A 17,953-nucleotide genomic window follows, 5' to 3' on the forward strand; every position below is an offset into this window, starting at 1 on the left:
CGCCGCGGGCTTCCTCACATCTGAGAACGCATCGTTCCTCTATGCCCCTCAAGGCATTCGACGAGCCCAGGCCCAGGTCGTTTTGGCAGCGCACTGACACTTTGACGGCTTTGACGCCGGGTTACGCGCAGACAAACAGCCGGGGATCATCGATGATGGTTCGGACACTCCCTCGTTCCCCTCCCGCGAGATTCGTACAGAAGGGACGTTGACGATGCCCGATGAGCTCCGGGGGCCGGCCAGGTTGTTCGATGCCCTGACCACCAAGGGCACCGCCTTCACCGAGGACGAGCGACGGCGATTGGGCCTGATGGGTCTGCTGCCGACGACCGTCAAGACCCTCGAGCAACAGGCCGAGCACTGCTGGCACGAATTCTCCACGCGCCGCGACGATCTCGACAAACACATCTATCTGCGGGCGTTGCAGGACCGCAACGAGACGTTGTTCTACCGGGTTTTGCTCGACCACATCCCCGAGGCTCTGCCGATCGTCTACACGCCCACGGTGGGGGAGGCCTGCCAGCGTTTCAGCGAGATCTACCGCCGGCCGCGGGGATTGTTCGTGTCCTACGCCGAGGGGGACTGCCTGGACGAGGTGCTCAACAATCGGCCCCAGCGCGAGGTCGACGTGATCGTGGTGACCGACGGGCAGCGGATCCTCGGCCTGGGCGATCAGGGCATCGGCGGCATGGGCATCCCGATCGGAAAGCTGTCCCTTTACACCCTCATTGGCGGCATCGACCCCGCTCGCACACTGCCGATCGTGCTCGATGTCGGAACCGACAACAGCGAACTGCTTGATGACCCTCGGTACCTGGGATGGCGGCACCGACGCGTCGACGACGACGATTACTACGCGTTCATCGACAAGTTCGTCGCCGCCGTACGCAGGCAGCTACCCCATGTGCTGCTGCAGTGGGAGGACTTCGCGTCCACACATGCGCAGCCGATCCTCGCTCGCTACCGCGACGAACTCCTTACCTTCAATGACGACATCCAGGGGACCGCCGCCGTCACCGTTGGGGCGCTGCACGGTGCCGCCAAGGTCGCGGGACGCCCCCTGTCGCAGCAACAGGTTGTCATGCTCGGCGCCGGCTCGGCCGGCATCGGTGTGCTCGACATGATTCGCCGCCAAATGGTGAACGAGGGATTGTCCGAAGGCGCTGCCTCGGAGCGCATCTGGGTCGTCGACGTGGAAGGGCTGCTCACCGATGACCGCACCGATCTGTCCGCCGCGCAGCGCGGGTTTGCTCAGCCGGCCGCGCGGGTGGCGGGCTGGGGCGTGTCCGGGCGCGCCCGGCTCGCCGATGTCGTCCACCGTGTCGACGTCGGCGTGCTGCTCGGCTTGTCCACCGCCGCGGGCGCGTTCACCGAAGCGATCGTGCGGGAACTCGCGGGCAAGACCGACCGACCGATCATCTTCCCGCTGTCCAACCCGACGAGCCGGGCCGAGGCGCACCCGGCGGAGTTGGATCGGTGGACCGACGGGCGCGCCCTGATCGCCACCGGATCGCCGTTCGCGCCGCTGCGCCGCGACGGGCTGGAACGCCCTGTCGCCCAATGCAATAACGTCTATATTTTCCCCGCGATGGGTTTGGCCGTCACGGCGGCCCAGGCGACCCGGGTCACCGACGAGATGATGCGCGTCGCCGCGGAGACGTTGGGCGAGGCGTCGCCCGCCCTCACGGACCCCGACCGGCCGTTGCTGCCCGCGTGGTCGGACGTGCCCGATGTCGCCGTCCGCATCGCGCACGCGGTCGCCATGCAGGCCGTGGTGGACGGCGTCGCCCCGACGCGCAGCGACGCGGAGCTCGCCGACCGTATCGCCGAGGTGCGTTGGCGCCCGGAATATCCCACCGCCGCGAGTCAGTGAACACCGGCCGTCAGTAGACGTCGCGCACGTACCGGTGATTCTTGATCAGCTCGTTGACATAGGCGTGGGCGGCCTCGGCCTCCATCGCGCCGGCGTGGGCCACCAGCGCTCGCAACGCCTCGTCGACGTCCTTGGCCATTCGCTCGGCGTCGCCACACACATACACGTGCGCACCCTCTTCGAGCCAGCCGAAGATTTCCGCGGCGTTCTCCCACATGCGGTGCTGCACATACTGTTTCGTGGCATCCTCGTTTCCGTCGCGGGAGAACGCCAGGTCGAGTCGCGTGAGCACGCCCGATTCCCGGAAGCCGTGCAGTTCGTCGGCGTAGAGGAAGTCCAGCGCCCGATTCCGCGCGCCGAAGAACAGCCACGCCCGGCCCGGCGCCCCGGTCGCCTGCCGTTCCTGCAGAAAGCCGCGGAACGGCGCAATGCCGGTCCCCGGACCGACCATGATGATCGGGACGTCAGCGCCGGGCAGGCGGAAGGAGTGATTCGGTCGCAGGTGCACGCGTGCCGTCTCGCTGCGGTCGGCCAGGAAGGTCGAGGCCACCCCGCCATACCGGCGCCCACGGGCGGTGTACCGCACCGTCGCGACCGTCAAATGCGCGCGATCGGGATGGACCACCGGGCTCGACGCGATCGAATAGTCACGGAATTGCAAGGGACGCAAGGCGTCCACGAGTTCGTCCACACTGAGCTCGCCCAGCCTGATCAGGTCGAGCACGTCCCTGCCGTACAACCACGTGCCGGGCTTCGCGGTTCCGTCACCGGCGAGGGCGGCGACCGCGTCGGCATCCCCGGCGCGGGATGCCACCAGCGCCCGCAGCGCCCGCGACGGAGCCCGAATATCCAGGTGGTGGGCCAGCAGGACGCCGAGCGGCTCGTCGTAGCCGGCCACCGCATGGTCGGGGCCCGCATCGAGTTCGGCGAGCACTGCGTCGACCAAGTCGGGGTCGTTGGCGACATGCACCGCGATCGAATCGCCGGCGCTGTAGGCGATTCCGGCGCCGGTGAGGTCCAACTCGTAGTGACGAACCTCCTTCTCCGAACCCGGCGCGCTGAGCAGCCGGTTCACGACTATCGGTGCCTCAAAACGCTGATGGTGATCCCGGCCCGGCGGGGGAGGAGCGGCCGTTGCCTCCTTGGCAACCGTCGCGACACGCGGTCCCGCATGAGCGCGGTCGGCGGCCAGCAGCTTGACCAGGTCGCCCGTCCACGCCGTCGCGAGTTGCTGGTAGGCGCCGTCTACATCGACACGCGCGGTCAGCCTGACCGCTCCCAGCGCTTCCAGGCGCTCGTCGAGGAGCCGGCCGGCATTGCAGAACAGTTCGTAACTGCTGTCGCCGAGCGCCAGCACGGCGAACTTCAAATGGTCGAGCCGGCCGGCGCTTTCGGCGCTGATCGCCTCCCAGAACAACGCGGCGCTGTCGGGGAACTCGCCGTCGCCGAACGTCGAGGTGACCACGATGAAATGGCTCGCCGATTGCAGGTCGGCGATTTCGACCTGGTTGAGTTCCACCGCTTCCGATTCGATGCCCATGGCTTCCTGGACGGCCTCGGCGAACGACACGGCCGCGTCTTCGGCGTTACCCATGTCGGTGCCGTAGCCCACGATCAGTGAAAACTTCGGTTGGGCGGTCATGGTCGCTTCCTCTGTGCGCGGACCTGTGTCGCTGACCGGGCGGGAGCGCCGCCCGACCCAGGGCTAGCATAGGGTAGCCTAACCTAACTGACACGGGAGGTTGCTCACATGCGCACCGCGATTCACCATCCGCTGATATCGGGGATGGACATCCGCCGGGAGCTTCCGGTGCATGAGTCCAGCCGTCGCCTGCGCGCACTTTTTCCCGGGTGTCCCTTGGTGTATGGCATCGCCGTGCTCGACGATGTCTCGCGACAGCGCTGGTGGCCTCTCGATTCACAGCGGACCGACACGTTGCTGCAGGCGATGTTCGACGATGCCGCGAAAAACATCGGTCGCCACGCCGCCGCGCGGCAACTGGTGGCCAGCCTCATCCACGAGATTATCGGCCGGATGCTGCCGCTGGTGCTGCTGGAAGGAAGAGCCTGGGACGCCGGCCTGGAAAATCTCTGGCTGCACCGCGATCGCGACGGTGCAATTGATTGGGCCGCCGTGGTGGACCCCACGCTGCGCGTGCTGCCCGACGATCCCTGCGCGGCCGCGCGCAGTGGCGATGCCTTCGGGCGGCGCCCGCGCCGAGAGGGCGTGCTCACGCTGCCGAACGAAGCGGCACTGGCGATTTGGGTGGCGCATCGCTGCCACCGAAGCCTGTCGCGGCTGTTCGACTCCGTGCACGCAATCAGCAACGGCGCCGTCGCGGTCACGGCGATGTGGCACATCGTGGGGTCGGCGATCGTCGGGGTGGCCGCTCAGATCCCGCGCCCGGCGCCCGTGGACGACCATGTGATCACCCGCCGAAGCCAGGCCATCCTCGATGCGATGGTCGGATTCGGGCTGCCGGTACGCCGATCACGCCGCGCGACAGCGCCTTTGGTCGCCGCACACGCCGGCTCAATCTGACACGGGTGGCCCCGACAAACGCCGGGGGGTGGCGTTTTTGGCGGTCGATACCAACTTCGATGTTCCACTTGAACCACATACATACCGTGTGTATGTTAATACATACTGTATGTATGTGGAGGTGGGATCATGAGTGCCGTGCTCGAGGCCATAGCGGAAGAACGTAGGACCGTTTTGCAGCTTTGCTCGCAGATGCCGGATTCGATGTGGGCCAAGGACAGTGGATGTTCGGGTTGGTCGGTGCAAGATCTCGTGTCCCATATGGCGTGCAGCTTCTGGTTGGCGGTCGACCCATCGGCCCTGCCCGATCCCGGCGATTTGCCGGCCGAGCGCGCGGCGGACATCTATGTCGAGTCGCGACGCTCGATGACCCCCCAAGAGGTCGTGGCCGACTACGAATCGGTGAGCGCGCGGGGTCTAGAGGTGCTCGCCGCCGTCGAAGGTCAGGACGTCGACATTCCGATAGGCGATGTCGGCACCTATCCGGCGTCGGTCGTGCCGACAACCTTCGTCTTCGAAGCCTTCGTCCACATCCGGTACGACCTTTTTCCTCCGGATGGGCCGCTGCAAGGTGCACCGCCGCCCGTCGACCAGCTACGGCTCGCGCCCACCCTCGACTGGATCGAAGCGGCCCTGCCGCAGCAGAACACGAGTCTGCTCAACGAGTTACAGACAGGCGTGGAGCTTCGCCTCGACGGCCTGTGCCCTCGGATCCTCCGCATCGGCGACCACGACGATGTCGCCACGCACATCACGTCTGATTCGCAAGCTTTCGTGCGGTGGGTTACCCAGCGCGGTACCTGGGAAAGCTTGGGCGTTCAAGCCGAGGGGGATCCATCGACTCTGAACGTGATTCGTCGGCTCAGGGTGTTTTGAGTCCACCGCGGACCTCGACGCTACGCCGTCGGGCGGGACATCCCACGACCTCCGCGCGGTATGTATGAGAATGCACACGTGAGAGGCGGGGATTGATGGCGACGGGCGGTCGTCGCACACAGGCAGAGCGCGCGGCCGGCACGCGTGAAGCGCTGGTCGCTGCCGCCCGGCCGTTGTTTGCGTCGTTGGGGTTTGCCGACGCATCCCTGGAAACGATCGTTCGCAACGCGGGGGTGACCCGCGGCGCCCTGTATCACCATTTCGCCGACAAGACAGAGCTGTTCGCGGCGGTGTTCGAGCAGGTGGAGGGGGAGATGGCCGCCCGAATGGGAGACGCCGTCGCGGCGGCGGGGCACGGCGATCCCGTCGAGATCATGCGGCTGTGCGCCGCCCTGTGGTTGGACGCGTGCGCCGATCCCGAGATTCAACGCATCGTTTTGCTCGAGGCGCTGGCGGTGCTGGGATGGGAACGCTGGAGCGCCATCGGGCACCGGTACAACATCGGATTCGTCACGGGGCTGCTGACCGAGGCCATTGAGTCGGGCAGCATCCCGCGCCAGCCGATCGAGGCGACGGCCCTGACCATCATGGGGGCGCTGCGCGAAGCAACGCTCTACATCGCACGTGCGGACGATTACCACCAGGCGCGGGCGGACGCCGGCGTGGTGATGGACAGACTCCTTAGCGCGTTGCGCACCAACGCGATTGGCTAGTCTGTCGCCACGTGCGGCGGGTCGTAGACGACCAGGAAAACGAGTTCCCCGAACGAATGTTTGGCGGCCGCGCGTGACCGCGGGCCTATCAACCGGCTTCACGTGGAGCGACGGCTGTCAGCGGGCCCGGCCCCACATGGTATGTTCGCCCACGTGAACATCGGCGTGCGCGCGTATTGGCGCTTTATCGAGGCTCCGGGCGGAGCCGGCGATGAGGCGTCTGGTTGACGCACCCGCACGACTGAGACCCGGAGCCCAGCAGTGACCACACGGTCGCTGCTTTTCGCTTTTCAGGGCATCGGGAACCAGCGGGCGTGCCCTGGCAGCCAACACAGAAAGACACACCCACCATGTCCCTCACCGACGTCACCACAGCTGTCGACACGTCCGACCATCGGATCGTCTCGTTCCGAGAACTCTCGGCTCCGGCCGCGATTCGCACCGAACTGCCACTGACACCCGCGCGCGCCGAGGCCGTCCAGCGCGACCGCGACGAGGTGTCGGCAATCCTGGCCGGCCACGACGACCGCCTGCTCATCGTCGTCGGCCCCTGCTCGGTGCACGATCCGGCCGCCGCGCTCGACTACGCACGCCGGCTCGCCCCGCTTGCGACCCGGTACGCCGAACGGCTGAAGATCGTAATGCGGGTCTACTTCGAAAAGCCGCGCACCACCGTCGGGTGGAAGGGGCTCATCAACGACCCCGCCATGGACGGCAGCTTCGACGTGGAACGGGGGATCCGCACCGCACGAGGGTTGCTGCTCGACATCATCGACGTCGGCCTCCCGGTGGGCTGCGAATTCTTGGAGCCCACCAGCCCGCAGTACATCGCCGACGCCGTCGCCTGGGGCGCCATCGGCGCGCGGACCACCGAGTCGCAGGTGCACCGCCAGTTGGCATCGGGGCTGTCGATGCCGATCGGATTCAAGAACGGCACCGATGGCAACATCCAAGTCGCCATCGACGGCGTCAAAGCCGCGGCGGCGCCCCACCATTTCTTCGGAACCGACGACGTGGGCCGCGCGGCCGTCGTCGAGACCATGGGCAATCCCGACTGCCACGTGATCCTGCGGGGCGGTACCGCCGGCCCGAATTACGATGCGGCCTCGGTGGTCACGTCCATCGAACGGCTGCGCGGGGTCGGGCTTTCCGAGCTGGTCATGATCGACTGCTCACACGCCAACTCCGCCAAAGACCACGTGCGACAGGCCGAGGTCGCCGCCGAGGTGACCGCGCGCATCGCGGCGGGCGAGCGCGGCATCGCCGGCCTGATGCTGGAGAGCTTTTTGGTGGCCGGCGCCCAATCGCTCAGCGGCGAACTGACATACGGCCAATCCGTCACCGACGCCTGCATGGACTTCGCGACCACGGCGGAATTGCTGGCGAAGCTTTACGCGGCGATGGGTGATCGCGGGTAGGTGGCCCTGAGGCGGACAGGGCCGCGCCGAGTGTGGGGCCTAGGTACGGATTTGGTTCATTTCGTCCACACACTCGGTGAACCCAGCGCCCTTGCAAACCAACTAGTGATCGTGGCTACCATACGCACGGCGTGGTGCTAGCGCGCCGAAATCTGGCCGGCGATCGCCTTTTTGTCGATCTTGCCGATCGGCGTGGTGGGCAGCGTGGTCATCGGAACCAAGACGTCGGGACGCGCGTGCGCGGCCACGCCACGCCCGTCGAGGTAGCCGTTAAGCTCCGCGAGCGATAGCTCAGGGCCGTCGAAAACGATTGCCGCACAGATCTTCTCGCCCAGATAAGGGTCGGGGAGCGCCACCGCGGCCGCCGAGAAGATCGCCGGGTGGCTGTGCATCTGCTCCTCGAGGTCCGCCGCGGAGATGGTTTCGCCGCCGCGGCAGATGACGTCTTTGACGCGGCCGGTGACCACGACGTAGCCGTCGTCGGTGATCCGGACGAGATCACCGCTGCGGAAGAAGCCTTGCGCGTCAAAGCAGCGCTCGTTGTCGCGCTGGGCGCGAAAGTAGCCGTTGAACGTGTAGGGTCCGCGGACCAGCAATTCGCCTTCCTCGCCGGGGGGCACGGGCTCGCCCGCCGCATTGACGACGCGCAGTTCGTCGGCGGCGGACAACGGCCGGCCCTGCGTGTGCTCGGTGACTTCGGGCGGATCGTCGGGGCGCGTGTAGTTCAGCAGCCCCTCGGCCATCCCGAACACCTGCTGCAGGCCCGGCGTCAAGGCGGTGCGCACCAGGCGGGCGTCCTCGGACTCCAGCTTGGCGCCACCGACTTGTAAGAGCCGCAAGGTTTTTGGAGTCACCGTTTCCCACTCGCAGGCCTGCGCCCACAGTTTGGCCAGGGCCGGCACCAGGGCGGTGACCGTGACGCCATGGCGGTCGATGGCGGCGAAGGCCGCCTCGGGGCTGGGATCGGTGCCGAAGACGGTGGTGGCGCCCACCGTCATCGCGCCGAGCAGGCCGGGACAGGCGAGGGGAAAATTGTGGCCGGCCGACAGCACCGCCAGATAGACGTCATCGCAGGTGAGCCGGCAGAGTTCGGCGCTGGCCGTCGCGTTGAACACGTAATCGTCGTGGGTGCGGGGGATGAGCTTGGGTGTGCCCGTGGTCCCGCCCGAAACCAGAAGCAGCGCAGGCGATCCCGGGTCGCGGGGCGAGGGCGGCGGGGCGGCGGGCGCCTGCTCGCGCTGTTGCGCCCACGAGGTAAAGGGCCCCGGGTCGCCGTCGACGAGGACGTGCCGCAGCGTCGGGTGTTCTTCGACGAGCCCGAGCGCCATCGTTCGATAGTCGAAACCGGCTGCCGTATCAGGGATCACCAACCCGGTGGCGCCGCTGACCGCCGCGAAATGCCCGAGTTCGGCCGCCCGATGTCCCGGCAGGCACATCACTGGGATCGCGCCCGCCCGCAGCAACCCGAACAAGGCCACCGCGAACTGGCAGCTGTTCGGCAACTGCAGCAGCACCCGGTCGCCCGGCGCGATACCCAGTGCCCGCAGCCCGCCGGAGGCGCGGTTAGCCTGGTCGTCGAGGTCCGCATAACTGAAGCGGGTACCGCCCACGGCGTCGCGCACCGCGGTTCGATCGGGCCATTGCCGAGCCGCGTCGGTCAGGATCGTGTCCAGCGTCCGTCCCGCCCAATAGCCGGCCGCCCGATAGGCGGCGGCGCGATCAGCGGGGAAGGGCACGAACCCGTCGAGGACTCCGGCCGGCGGCGTTGTGTTCGGGGTCATGGCTCCTTAGACGGGGGCTTAGTAGCGGGGATGCACGGAGTAAGGATAGGGTAACCAAAAAATTAGGGCAGCCTGTGCTAATCCAGGGAGGGTCTGTGGTGCACGCCCCGGCACGCTCGGAGGACATCCGGGCGGAGGTGGCCGAACTCCTCGGCGTCGACGTCGATGCAGTTCAGCCGTGTAGCAACCTCATCGGTCAGGGCCTGGACTCGATCCGGATCATGACCCTGGCCGGGCGCTGGCGCCGCCAGGGCATCGCCGTCGACTTCGCCACGCTCGCCGAAACGCCGACGGTCGAGGCCTGGGCGGAACTGGTCAACGCCGGCAGGCCGAGCGCTGATCGGCCGGCCGAGCCCGCCGATGCGCCCGCGGACGCTGCGCGGTCCGGGGAGGACGAGCCCTTTGCGCTGGCCCCGATGCAGCACGCGATGTGGGTCGGCCGCCAGGAAAACCAGCAGCTCGGCGGCGTCGCGGGACACCTCTACGTCGAATTCGACGGCGGAGGAATCGATCCGGAACGCCTGCGCGCCGCGGCGACCGCGCTGGCACGGCGCCATCCGATGCTGCGGGTGCGGTTCCTGCCCGACGGCACCCAGCGCATCGCCCCGGCCGACGAGTTCGGCCCCTTCCCGGTCCACGTCGAGGACCTGCGCGAGCGGAGCATCGGCGAGGCCGACCGGCGGCTCGCCGCCATCCGCGCCGCCAAATCACACCAGCAGCTCGACGGCGCGGTGTTCGAGCTCGCGGTGACGCTGCTGCCGGCCGAACGGTCGCGGCTGCACGTCGACCTGGACATGCAGGCCGCCGACGCGATGAGCTATCGCACCCTGATGGCCGACCTGGCGGCGCTCTACCTCGGACGCGACCTGCCCGAACTGCACTACAGCTACCGGCAGTACCGCCAGGCCATCGAGGCCGAGGACGCGCGGCCGCAACCGGCCCGCGACGCGGACCGCGCCTGGTGGGCGCAGCGCCTTCCCGAGCTGCCAGACCCGCCCGCCCTGCCGACCACCGCGGGCCGCGCCGAGAACCAAAGCACCCGGCGCTGGCACTGGCTGGACCCGCACACCCGCGATGCGCTCTTCGCGCGCGCCCAGGCCCGCGGGTTCACCCCGGCGATGGCGCTGGCCGCGGGGTTCGCCAACACCCTGGCGCGCTGGTCGACCACCTCGCGCTTCCTGCTGAACGTTCCGCTGTTCGGGCGCCAGGCGCTGCACCCGGACGTCGACTCCTTGGTCGGCGACTTCACCTCCTCGCTGCTGCTCGACGTCGACCTCACCCGCGCGAACACCGCGGCGGCACGGGCCCAGGTGGTGCAGGACGCGATGCGCACCGCCGCCGCCCATTCGGCCTATCCCGGTCTGTCGGTCCTTCGTGACCTCAGCCGTCATCGCGGCACCCAGGTGCTCGCGCCCGTCGTCTTCACCAGCGCGCTCGGACTCGGCGAGCTGTTCAGCTCCGACGTGACCGGCCAATTCGGCACACCGGGATGGATCATCTCCCAGGGGCCGCAGGTGCTGCTGGACGCGCAAGTCACCGAATTCGACGGCGGCGTCCTGGTGAATTGGGATGTGCGCGAAGGCGTCTTCCCTGCCGGCGTCATCGACGCGATGTTCGCGCATCACATCGACGAGCTGCTCCGGCTGGCCTCCGCCGACGAAGCCTGGGAGGCGCCGGGCCCCCCGGCACTGCCCGAGGCTCAGCGCGCGGTGCGCGAGGCGGCCAACGGCCGCACCGCCGAACCGAGCGGAGAAGCCTTGCACGACGGGTTCTTTCGGCAAGCCGAGCAGCGACCCGATGCGCCGGCGGTCTTCGCCAGTTCCGGTGACCTCAGCTACGCGCAGCTACGCGACCAGGCGCTGGCCGTGGCGGCCGCGCTGCGTGCGGCCGGCGTCACCGCCGGGGACACCATCGCGGTGATGGGCCCCAAAACCGCCGAGCAGATTCCCGCGCTGCTGGGCATCCTGTCCGTCGGTGCCGTCTATCTGCCGATCGGCGTCGACCAGCCACGCGATCGCGCCGAGCGCATCCTCGAGTCCGGCGGGGTGAGCCTGGCCGTGGTGTGCGGAGGACAACGCCTGTCCATGCCGGTGCCCGAGGTGGTGCTCGCCGACATCCTCGGCGGCGCGCCCGCGAGCACCGAGATCACTTCAGCGAGAGTCGATCCCGCCGCGCTCGCCTACGTGTTGTTCACCTCCGGCTCCACCGGCGAACCCAAAGGCGTCGAGGTCACCCACGACGCGGCGATGAACACCGTGGAATTCATCGGCCGCCACTTCGACATCGGCCCCGCGGATCGATGCCTGGCCCTATCGACCCTCGAGGGCGACATCTCGGTCATGGACGTGTTCGTCACCCTGCGCACCGGCGGCTCCATCGTCGTGGTCGACGAAGCCCAGCGACGTGATCCCGACGCCTGGGCCCGGCTCATCGACGCCCACCAGGTCACCGTGCTGCATTTCATGCCCGGCTGGCTCGAGATGCTGGTCGAGGTCGGCCGCGGGCGGCTGTCCTCGGTGCGGGTGGTGCCCACCGGAGGCGACTGGGTGCGCCCCGAGGTGGTGCGCCGGCTGCGGGCCGAAGCCCCCAACCTCCGGTTCGCCGGCCTCGGGGGAGCTACCGAAACCCCGGTGCACAACAGCATTTTCGAGGTGACCGAGCCGATACCCGACGACTGGACGGCGCTGCCGTTCGGCGTCCCGCTGCCCAACAACGCCTGCCGCGTCGTCGACGACACCGGCGCCGACTGTCCCGACTGGGTGCCCGGCGAGTACTGGGTGTCCGGCCGCGGCATCGCGCGCGGCTACCGCGGACGCCCCGATCTCACCGCCGAACGCTTCGTCGAACACGACGGCCGAATCTGGTATCGCACCGGCGATCTGGTCCGCTACTGGCCCGACGGCACCCTCGAATTCGTCGGCCGAGCCGACCACCGCGTCAAGATCAGCGGGTACCGCGTCGAGCTCGGCGAGGTCGAGACCGCGTTGCGGCGCGTGCCGGGGGTGCGCACGGCGGTGGCCGCGTTGATCGCCGTGTCCGGCGAATCCGATGTGCTGGCCGCGCAGGTGTGCGCTGACGATGCCTCCGTGACCGCCGAGGGAATCCGGCAGGCTCTCGCCGACCTCGTTCCCGCGCACATGATTCCGCGCCACATCACGGTCGTGGAGCGGATCGGTTTCACCGATGCCGGAAAGCTCGACCGGCGCGCCGTGGCGCGCGAATTGGAAAGCGCCGTTTCGCAATCGCAGCGGCCCGGCCACCGCGCGCCGTCGACGCCACTTCAATCCGCGCTCGCCATGATCGTGGGCGACCTGCTCGGCCGGCAGAACATCGGTATCGACGACGACTTCTTCGCCCTCGGCGGTGACTCGGTGCTGGCCACACAGGCGGTGGCGCGAATTCGGGCCTGGCTGGACGCGCCGGACATCATGGTCGCCGACATCTTCGCGAACCGAACCGTGTCGGCGCTGGCCGCGGTCCTCGGGGCCGGTGAGCGCGACCCCGGCCGGCTTGACCAGGTCGCCGAGCTATATCTGGAGGTTATCGGCATGGACGCCGAATCGGTTCTGGCGGCCTCTCAGCAACCCGCGAAATCGTAAACGGTGCAATGACATTGAATAATCTGATCACCGTGTCTTCCACGTTCCCGTCCTGGATCAAGCTGACCCGGGGCCGCAACGACGGGTCGGCGGACCGCCGTGCGGGCGCCACGGTGGTATTCCCGCATGCCGGTGCGGCCGCCGCGAGCTATCGGGTGCTGGCGGCGGCGCTGGCCGCCGGTGGCGACACCTACGTCGTGCAGTATCCACAGCGGGCCGACCGCCTCAGCGAGCCCGCACACGAAAGCGTGCACGACCTGGCCGCCGGCCTCTTCCAGGCCGCACCATGGCCCAGCGTCGCACCGCTGACGTTGTTCGGCCACAGCATGGGTGCCGTCGTCGCCTTCGAATTCGCCCGCGTCGCCGAGACGCACGGTGCGGCCGTCCGCAAACTCTGGGTATCGGCGGGTCCGCCGCCGTGCGTCGTCGCCGACATGCCCGAACTGCCGACCAGCGACGACGGGCTGCTGGCGGACATCGCCGATTTGGGCGGCACCGACCCGGAACTGCTTGCCGACGAAGAGTTCTCGGAACTACTGACCACCGCGGTGCGCGCCGACTACGAGGCCTTCAACCGCTACGACCCGAGCCCCGACGTCCGCATCGGCGCCGACATCCACGTGTTGGGTGGCCATGACGACCACCGCATCGGGACCGGTGTGCTGCGCCAGTGGGAAAAACACACCGCGGGATCCTTCGCCGTGTCGCTGTATGAGGGCGGGCACTTCTACGTCTACGACCATGTCGACGCGGTCGCCGCGCAGGTGAATGCCGGGTGATACCGATGTCGAACGATGCGTATGACGCCGAGAGCGTCGGCCCCGTGGTGATCGTGGGAATGGGTGTCGAGGCGCCCGGCGGCATCGAAAACGCCGAAGGGTACTGGGATCTGCTGGTGCACGGCCGGGAGGCACTGGGACCCTTTCCCACCGACCGCGGGTGGGCCGTGCGCGAACTGCTCGCCGGCTCGCGCCGGAGCGGTTTCAAGGCGATTCACGATCGCGGTGGATTCCTCAGCGGGGCAACCACATTCGACCCGGAATTCTTCGGCATCTCGCCCCGCGAGGCCGTGGTGATGGACCCGCAGCAGCGGGTGTCGCTCCGCGTGGCCTGGCGCGCCCTGGAAAACAGCGGCATCAATCCCGACGACCTTGCCGGCCACGACGTGGGGTGCTTCGTGGGCGCCTCCGCCACGGGCTACGGGCCCGAGATGGCCAGGTTCTCCGAACACAGCGGCCATCTGCTCGCCGGGACCGCCCTCAGCGTCATCTCGGGCCGCATCGCCTACACGCTGGGATTGGCCGGCCCGGCACTGACCCTGGATTCCTCGTGCGCGTCCGCGCTGGTGGCCTTCCACGTCGCGGTGCGTTCCCTGCAGAACGACGACTGCGACATGGCCATCGCGGGCGGGGTCAATGTGCTCGGCTCACCGGGGTTCTTCGTCGAGTTTTCCAAACAACACGCCCTCTCCGATGACGGCTACTGCCGCCCTTACAGCGCGCAGGCCAGCGGAACCGTGTGGGCCGAGGGGGCGGCGATGTTCGTGCTGCAACGCAAATCGGCCGCGGTGCGCGCCGGCCGCCGGATCCTGGCCGAGGTGCGCGCCACCGCCATCAACCAGGACGGGCGCAGCGCCGGGCTCAGCGCCCCCAGTGGCGACGCCCAGGTCCGCCTCTTCCAACGGGCCATCACCCAGGCCGGGATCAAGCCCGCCGAGGTGGGCATGATCGAGGGGCACGGCACCGGCACCCGGCTCGGCGACCGCACCGAATTGCGCTCGCTGGCACAAACCTACGGCGACACCGAGGCCGGCGCCGGGGCGCTGCTGGGGTCGGTGAAGTCCAACGTGGGCCACTCGTTGGCCGCCGCCGGCGCGCTGGGACTGGCCAAGGTGCTCGTCTCCGCCGAACACGGGGCCGTCCCGCCCACGCTGCACGCCGACAACGCAAGCCCCGAAATCGACTGGGACAAACAGGGTTTGCGGCTGGCGCAGACCCTGACACCGTGGCCCGCGACCGACGGGCAGCGCATCGCCGCGGCGTCCGCGTTCGGGATCGCCGGCACCAACGCGCATCTGATTGTCTCCGTTCCCGAGGTGGCGTGATGCTCACCCATCATCTGCCGGACGGGCGCATCCCGGTGCTGCTCAGTTCCCACGACCCGGAGCTGATCCGCCGGGACGCCGCGGCGATCCTCGATTACCTGGGCCGCATCGATTCGCCGAACGCGACCGCCGCGATCGCATCCACCCTGCTGCGGCTGCGGCGCCCCCGCCGGCACCGCGCCGTGCTGCGCGCGGCCGACGCCGCCGAGCTGGCCGCCGGGCTGGCGGCGATCGCGCGGGGCGAGGAACAGGAGCTGGTCACGCATTCCGCGAAGACCACGCCGCCGCGCATCGCGTTCGTGTTCCCCGGCCAGGGAAATCAATGGCAGGCGATGGGCGCCGGCGCCTACCGGGAGCTGCCCGCCTACCGGGAGGCGGCCGACCGGTGCGCCGAAGAGTTCGTCGTCGCCGGATTCGCCTCTCCGCTGCCATATCTGGTGGGGAAGGAAGAGCGTAGCTGGTCACGCCCCGAAATTCAGGGAGCGCAGTTCACCCACGCGGTCAGCCTGGCCGAGGCATGGCGATGCTGCGGTGTGCTGCCCGATATCACCATCGGCCACAGCCTCGGCGAGGTGGCGGCGGCCTATGTGGCGGAGGCGATCTCGCTGCCCGACGCCGTCGCCCTCGTGGTCGCCCGCGCCACCGTGGTCGGCCGGCTGACGGGCCGTTACGCGATGGCGGTGCTGGGCGCCGGCCTCGACGTCGCCGAGTCGCTGCTGGCCGAGGCGCCCGGCTGGGTGGAGGTCTCGGCGGTCAACGGCCCGTCGTCGACCGTGGTCGCCGGCGATCACGACGCGGTGGCCGCCGCGGTGCGCCTGGCGCAACAGCGCGACGTGTTCACCCATCAACTGTCCGTCGACTATCCGGGCCACACCAGTGCGCTGCGGCCATTGCGTGCCAGCCTGGCCGAGCTGACGCCGCGGTCGGCGTTCCGGGACGGGCCGGTGCGCTTCGTCGGTTCCACCCGCGGTGCCGAGTTGGGCGAAGGGACCGATTTCTCGGACTATTGGTATGAAAACCTCTGCGGCACCGTGCGCTTCGATCTTGCCGTGCAGTACGCCCGCGCCTGCGGGGCCGACACGTTCGTGGAGCTCTCGGCGCACCCCTCACTGCTCTATCCGCTGGGCGACATCGTCGGCGACGAGTCGGTTGTCGTCGGCTCGGGCCACCGCGAGCGGCCGGTCACCGAGTCGCTCTCGGCGAGTATCGCCGCGGTCGCGGCCGCCGACCCCGGCTGCCGGTGGGCCGATGCCGTCCCGAACGCTGATCAGCCTCCGCTGCGGGGCTTCCCGAACGCGCCGATGCGCGCGGTGCACCTCTGGGCGGCGCCGGAACGAGTGACCGAAGCGGCCTCACCGTCCGCGCCGACCGTGGCCGTCGAGGACTGGCAGCACGCCACCTCGCACACCGTTGCGACACGTCCCGACATCGGCTTCTTCGGTACGGACGCTCTCGCCCGTTCGCTCGCCGATGCCGTTGCGGCGCAAGGCGACTGCCGCGTGGTGGCACCGAACGAGGCGGAGGTCCTGGCAATCGTGGCGCCGCGTCTCGACGAGCACGACGCCACGGCCGCCATCGAGCAGATCGCCGCCCGTCCCGATGCCGGCCTACCCGACTACCCCGCGCTCATCGGGCCGCGATGCCGGGCCGTCTGGCTACTGACCGTCGGCGCCGAACAGGTCGATCGAGACGACACCCACCTCTCGCCGGCGCAGGCGGCCCTGGCGGCGATGCATCGCAGCGTCGGGTTCGAATTCCCCGACCAGGCCTTCGGACATCTCGACCTCGAGCGGGCAGATGTGGACGCCGCGACCGCGCGGGCCGTCGCCGACGCGCTCTCGGGCGAGGCGGCCGAGGTGGCGTTGCGGGGCGGCGAGCCGCCGCTGAGCCATGTTCGAAGCCACGTACGGACATTCCGCGAATGCCGCGAATCGGCGACCAGCCGGGCCCTCGACGCCGCCGCCCTGGACGACGTGGTGATCACCGGCGGCAGCGGGGCGATCGGCCTGCAGTACGCGCGGTACTGCCTCGAACGCGGGGCGCGGACCGTCACCCTGTTGAGCCGCACCGGCGTGGACCCGGCCGCGCTGCGCGAGCTCGCCGACGGCCACGGCGCCGAAGTGCGTGCCCCGCAATGCGATATCACCGACCGCGCCGCGCTGGCCTCCGTGGCCGCGACGCACGCGGGTTCGGGGGCGTCGCTGCTGATCCACACCGCGGGCATCGCGCAGGCACGCTCGCGCGCCGACCTCACCGGTGTCGATGTCGCGGCCGTGTGCGACGCCAAGGTCCGCGGTTTGGCGCTGATGGCCGAGGTTTGGCCGCTGCGGCCGGACTGCCGAATCCTCGCCTGCTCGTCGGTGTTCGGGACCTGGGGCGGCTACGGCCACGCGGCCTACGCGGCGTCCAACCGGATGCTCGATGTGCTGGCCGCCCAGCTGCGGGCCGACGGCCGCGACTGCACGGCAATCCGGTGGGGGCTGTGGCAGGGCGCCGGTGTGGTGGTCGGCAACGAGATCACCCGCACCGAACGCTCGGGCCTGGTGGCGATGGAGCCGGAGGCGGCGATCGAGGCCAGCCTGCACCGCTACGACGGCGACCCGCTGATTTTCGACGCCGACTTCGACCGGCTGCAGGTGTTCTTCGAAAGCCAGGGAATGCCAATGCCGTTCAGTGCTTCGCACAGCGGTGACGGCGGCGCAAAAGAAGACGTCGCCGTCGCGAAGCCGCTCGCCGAGGTGGTACGGGCCGAATTGGCCGCGACGCTGCATCTGGGTGATTCGCTGTCGATCGACCCGGGCACCTCCCTGATCGACCTTGGGGTGGACTCGTTGCTCGCCCTCGATTTGCGTAAGCGGCTGCGGCGGACGGTCGGGAACTCGGTTCCGGTGGCGCGCATGCTCGGCGGCATCACCGTCAACGAGCTGATCGACGCGCTGCGCGCCGACTCACCCGGTGGCCCCACGCCGCCGCCCATCGAGCGCACCGGCGCCGCCAACGGTGCGCACCACTCAACGCTCGCGATGCTCGAAAGGTTGGACTCCTAG

The 17,953-nt window shown here is 69.0% G+C and carries 11 protein-coding genes; 9 read left to right on the forward strand and 2 right to left on the reverse strand.

Going from position 1 to position 17,953, the window contains the following annotated elements:
• The first annotated feature begins 214 nt into the window (after positions 1 to 214).
• Entirely contained in the window at positions 215 to 1,873 is a 1,659-nt protein-coding gene (locus W7U_RS05055; RefSeq protein ID WP_008255538.1) for an NAD-dependent malic enzyme, read from the forward strand.
• 10 nt (positions 1,874 to 1,883) lie between these two features.
• Here W7U_RS05055 and W7U_RS05060 read toward each other — a convergent pair whose 3' ends face one another.
• Positions 1,884 to 3,515, reverse strand: coding sequence for a sulfite reductase flavoprotein subunit alpha (locus W7U_RS05060; RefSeq protein ID WP_008255539.1), 1,632 nt, complete (start codon positions 3,513 to 3,515; stop codon positions 1,884 to 1,886).
• Positions 3,516 to 3,623: 108 nt separating this feature from the next.
• Between W7U_RS05060 and W7U_RS05065 the strand changes: the two genes are divergently transcribed.
• The 4 genes from W7U_RS05065 to W7U_RS05080 all read left to right on the forward strand — a co-directional run bounded on the left by W7U_RS05065 (position 3,624) and on the right by W7U_RS05080 (position 7,422).
• Complete coding sequence (locus W7U_RS05065; protein ID WP_008255541.1) at positions 3,624 to 4,415, forward strand: hypothetical protein; 792 nt, start codon at positions 3,624 to 3,626, stop codon at positions 4,413 to 4,415.
• 129 nt (positions 4,416 to 4,544) lie between these two features.
• Positions 4,545 to 5,291, forward strand: coding sequence for a maleylpyruvate isomerase family mycothiol-dependent enzyme (locus W7U_RS05070; RefSeq protein WP_008255544.1), 747 nt, complete (start codon positions 4,545 to 4,547; stop codon positions 5,289 to 5,291).
• A 95-nt stretch (positions 5,292 to 5,386) separates the two neighbouring features.
• The gene (locus tag W7U_RS05075; protein ID WP_008255547.1) at positions 5,387 to 6,004 is read left to right on the forward strand and encodes a TetR/AcrR family transcriptional regulator; all 618 of its coding nucleotides are present in this window, start codon (positions 5,387 to 5,389) and stop codon (positions 6,002 to 6,004) included.
• A 350-nt stretch (positions 6,005 to 6,354) separates the two neighbouring features.
• A complete protein-coding gene (locus W7U_RS05080) occupies positions 6,355 to 7,422 on the forward strand; it encodes a 3-deoxy-7-phosphoheptulonate synthase (RefSeq protein WP_008255549.1) in 1,068 nt (355 codons plus the stop codon).
• Positions 7,423 to 7,559: 137 nt separating this feature from the next.
• Here the strand turns inward: W7U_RS05080 and W7U_RS05085 are convergent, their stop codons facing one another.
• The gene (locus tag W7U_RS05085) at positions 7,560 to 9,203 is read right to left on the reverse strand and encodes an AMP-binding protein (RefSeq protein WP_008255551.1); all 1,644 of its coding nucleotides are present in this window, start codon (positions 9,201 to 9,203) and stop codon (positions 7,560 to 7,562) included.
• A 95-nt stretch (positions 9,204 to 9,298) separates the two neighbouring features.
• Here W7U_RS05085 and W7U_RS05090 point away from each other — a divergent pair, with 95 nt between their 5' ends.
• The 4 genes from W7U_RS05090 to mbtD are packed head-to-tail and all read left to right on the forward strand — an operon-like array spanning position 9,299 to position 17,953.
• Entirely contained in the window at positions 9,299 to 12,802 is a 3,504-nt protein-coding gene (locus W7U_RS05090) for a non-ribosomal peptide synthetase (RefSeq protein ID WP_036428742.1), read from the forward strand.
• 8 nt (positions 12,803 to 12,810) lie between these two features.
• Entirely contained in the window at positions 12,811 to 13,581 is a 771-nt protein-coding gene (locus W7U_RS05095) for an alpha/beta fold hydrolase (protein WP_008255555.1), read from the forward strand.
• A 5-nt stretch (positions 13,582 to 13,586) separates the two neighbouring features.
• Entirely contained in the window at positions 13,587 to 14,906 is a 1,320-nt protein-coding gene (locus W7U_RS05100) for a polyketide synthase (protein WP_008255557.1), read from the forward strand.
• Entirely contained in the window at positions 14,906 to 17,953 is a 3,048-nt protein-coding gene (gene mbtD / locus W7U_RS05105; RefSeq protein ID WP_008255558.1) for a mycobactin polyketide synthase MbtD, read from the forward strand. Before W7U_RS05100 ends, mbtD begins: the two co-directional genes overlap by 1 nt.

This window comes from Mycobacterium sp. H4Y (assembly GCF_000364405.1).
In the GTDB taxonomy this organism is placed as follows: Bacteria; Actinomycetota; Actinomycetes; order Mycobacteriales; family Mycobacteriaceae; genus Mycobacterium; species Mycobacterium intracellulare.

Coding starts and splice junctions, on each gene's coding strand:
- W7U_RS05055 (WP_008255538.1), top strand. CDS start 215: ATGCCCGATGAGCTCCGGGGGCCGGCCAGGTTGTTCGATGCCCTGACC.
- W7U_RS05060 (WP_008255539.1), bottom strand. CDS start 3,515: ATGACCGCCCAACCGAAGTTTTCACTGATCGTGGGCTACGGCACCGAC.
- W7U_RS05065 (WP_008255541.1), top strand. CDS start 3,624: ATGCGCACCGCGATTCACCATCCGCTGATATCGGGGATGGACATCCGC.
- W7U_RS05070 (WP_008255544.1), top strand. CDS start 4,545: ATGAGTGCCGTGCTCGAGGCCATAGCGGAAGAACGTAGGACCGTTTTG.
- W7U_RS05075 (WP_008255547.1), top strand. CDS start 5,387: ATGGCGACGGGCGGTCGTCGCACACAGGCAGAGCGCGCGGCCGGCACG.
- W7U_RS05080 (WP_008255549.1), top strand. CDS start 6,355: ATGTCCCTCACCGACGTCACCACAGCTGTCGACACGTCCGACCATCGG.
- W7U_RS05085 (WP_008255551.1), bottom strand. CDS start 9,203: ATGACCCCGAACACAACGCCGCCGGCCGGAGTCCTCGACGGGTTCGTG.
- W7U_RS05095 (WP_008255555.1), top strand. CDS start 12,811: ATGACATTGAATAATCTGATCACCGTGTCTTCCACGTTCCCGTCCTGG.
- W7U_RS05100 (WP_008255557.1), top strand. CDS start 13,587: ATGTCGAACGATGCGTATGACGCCGAGAGCGTCGGCCCCGTGGTGATC.
- mbtD (WP_008255558.1), top strand. CDS start 14,906: ATGCTCACCCATCATCTGCCGGACGGGCGCATCCCGGTGCTGCTCAGT.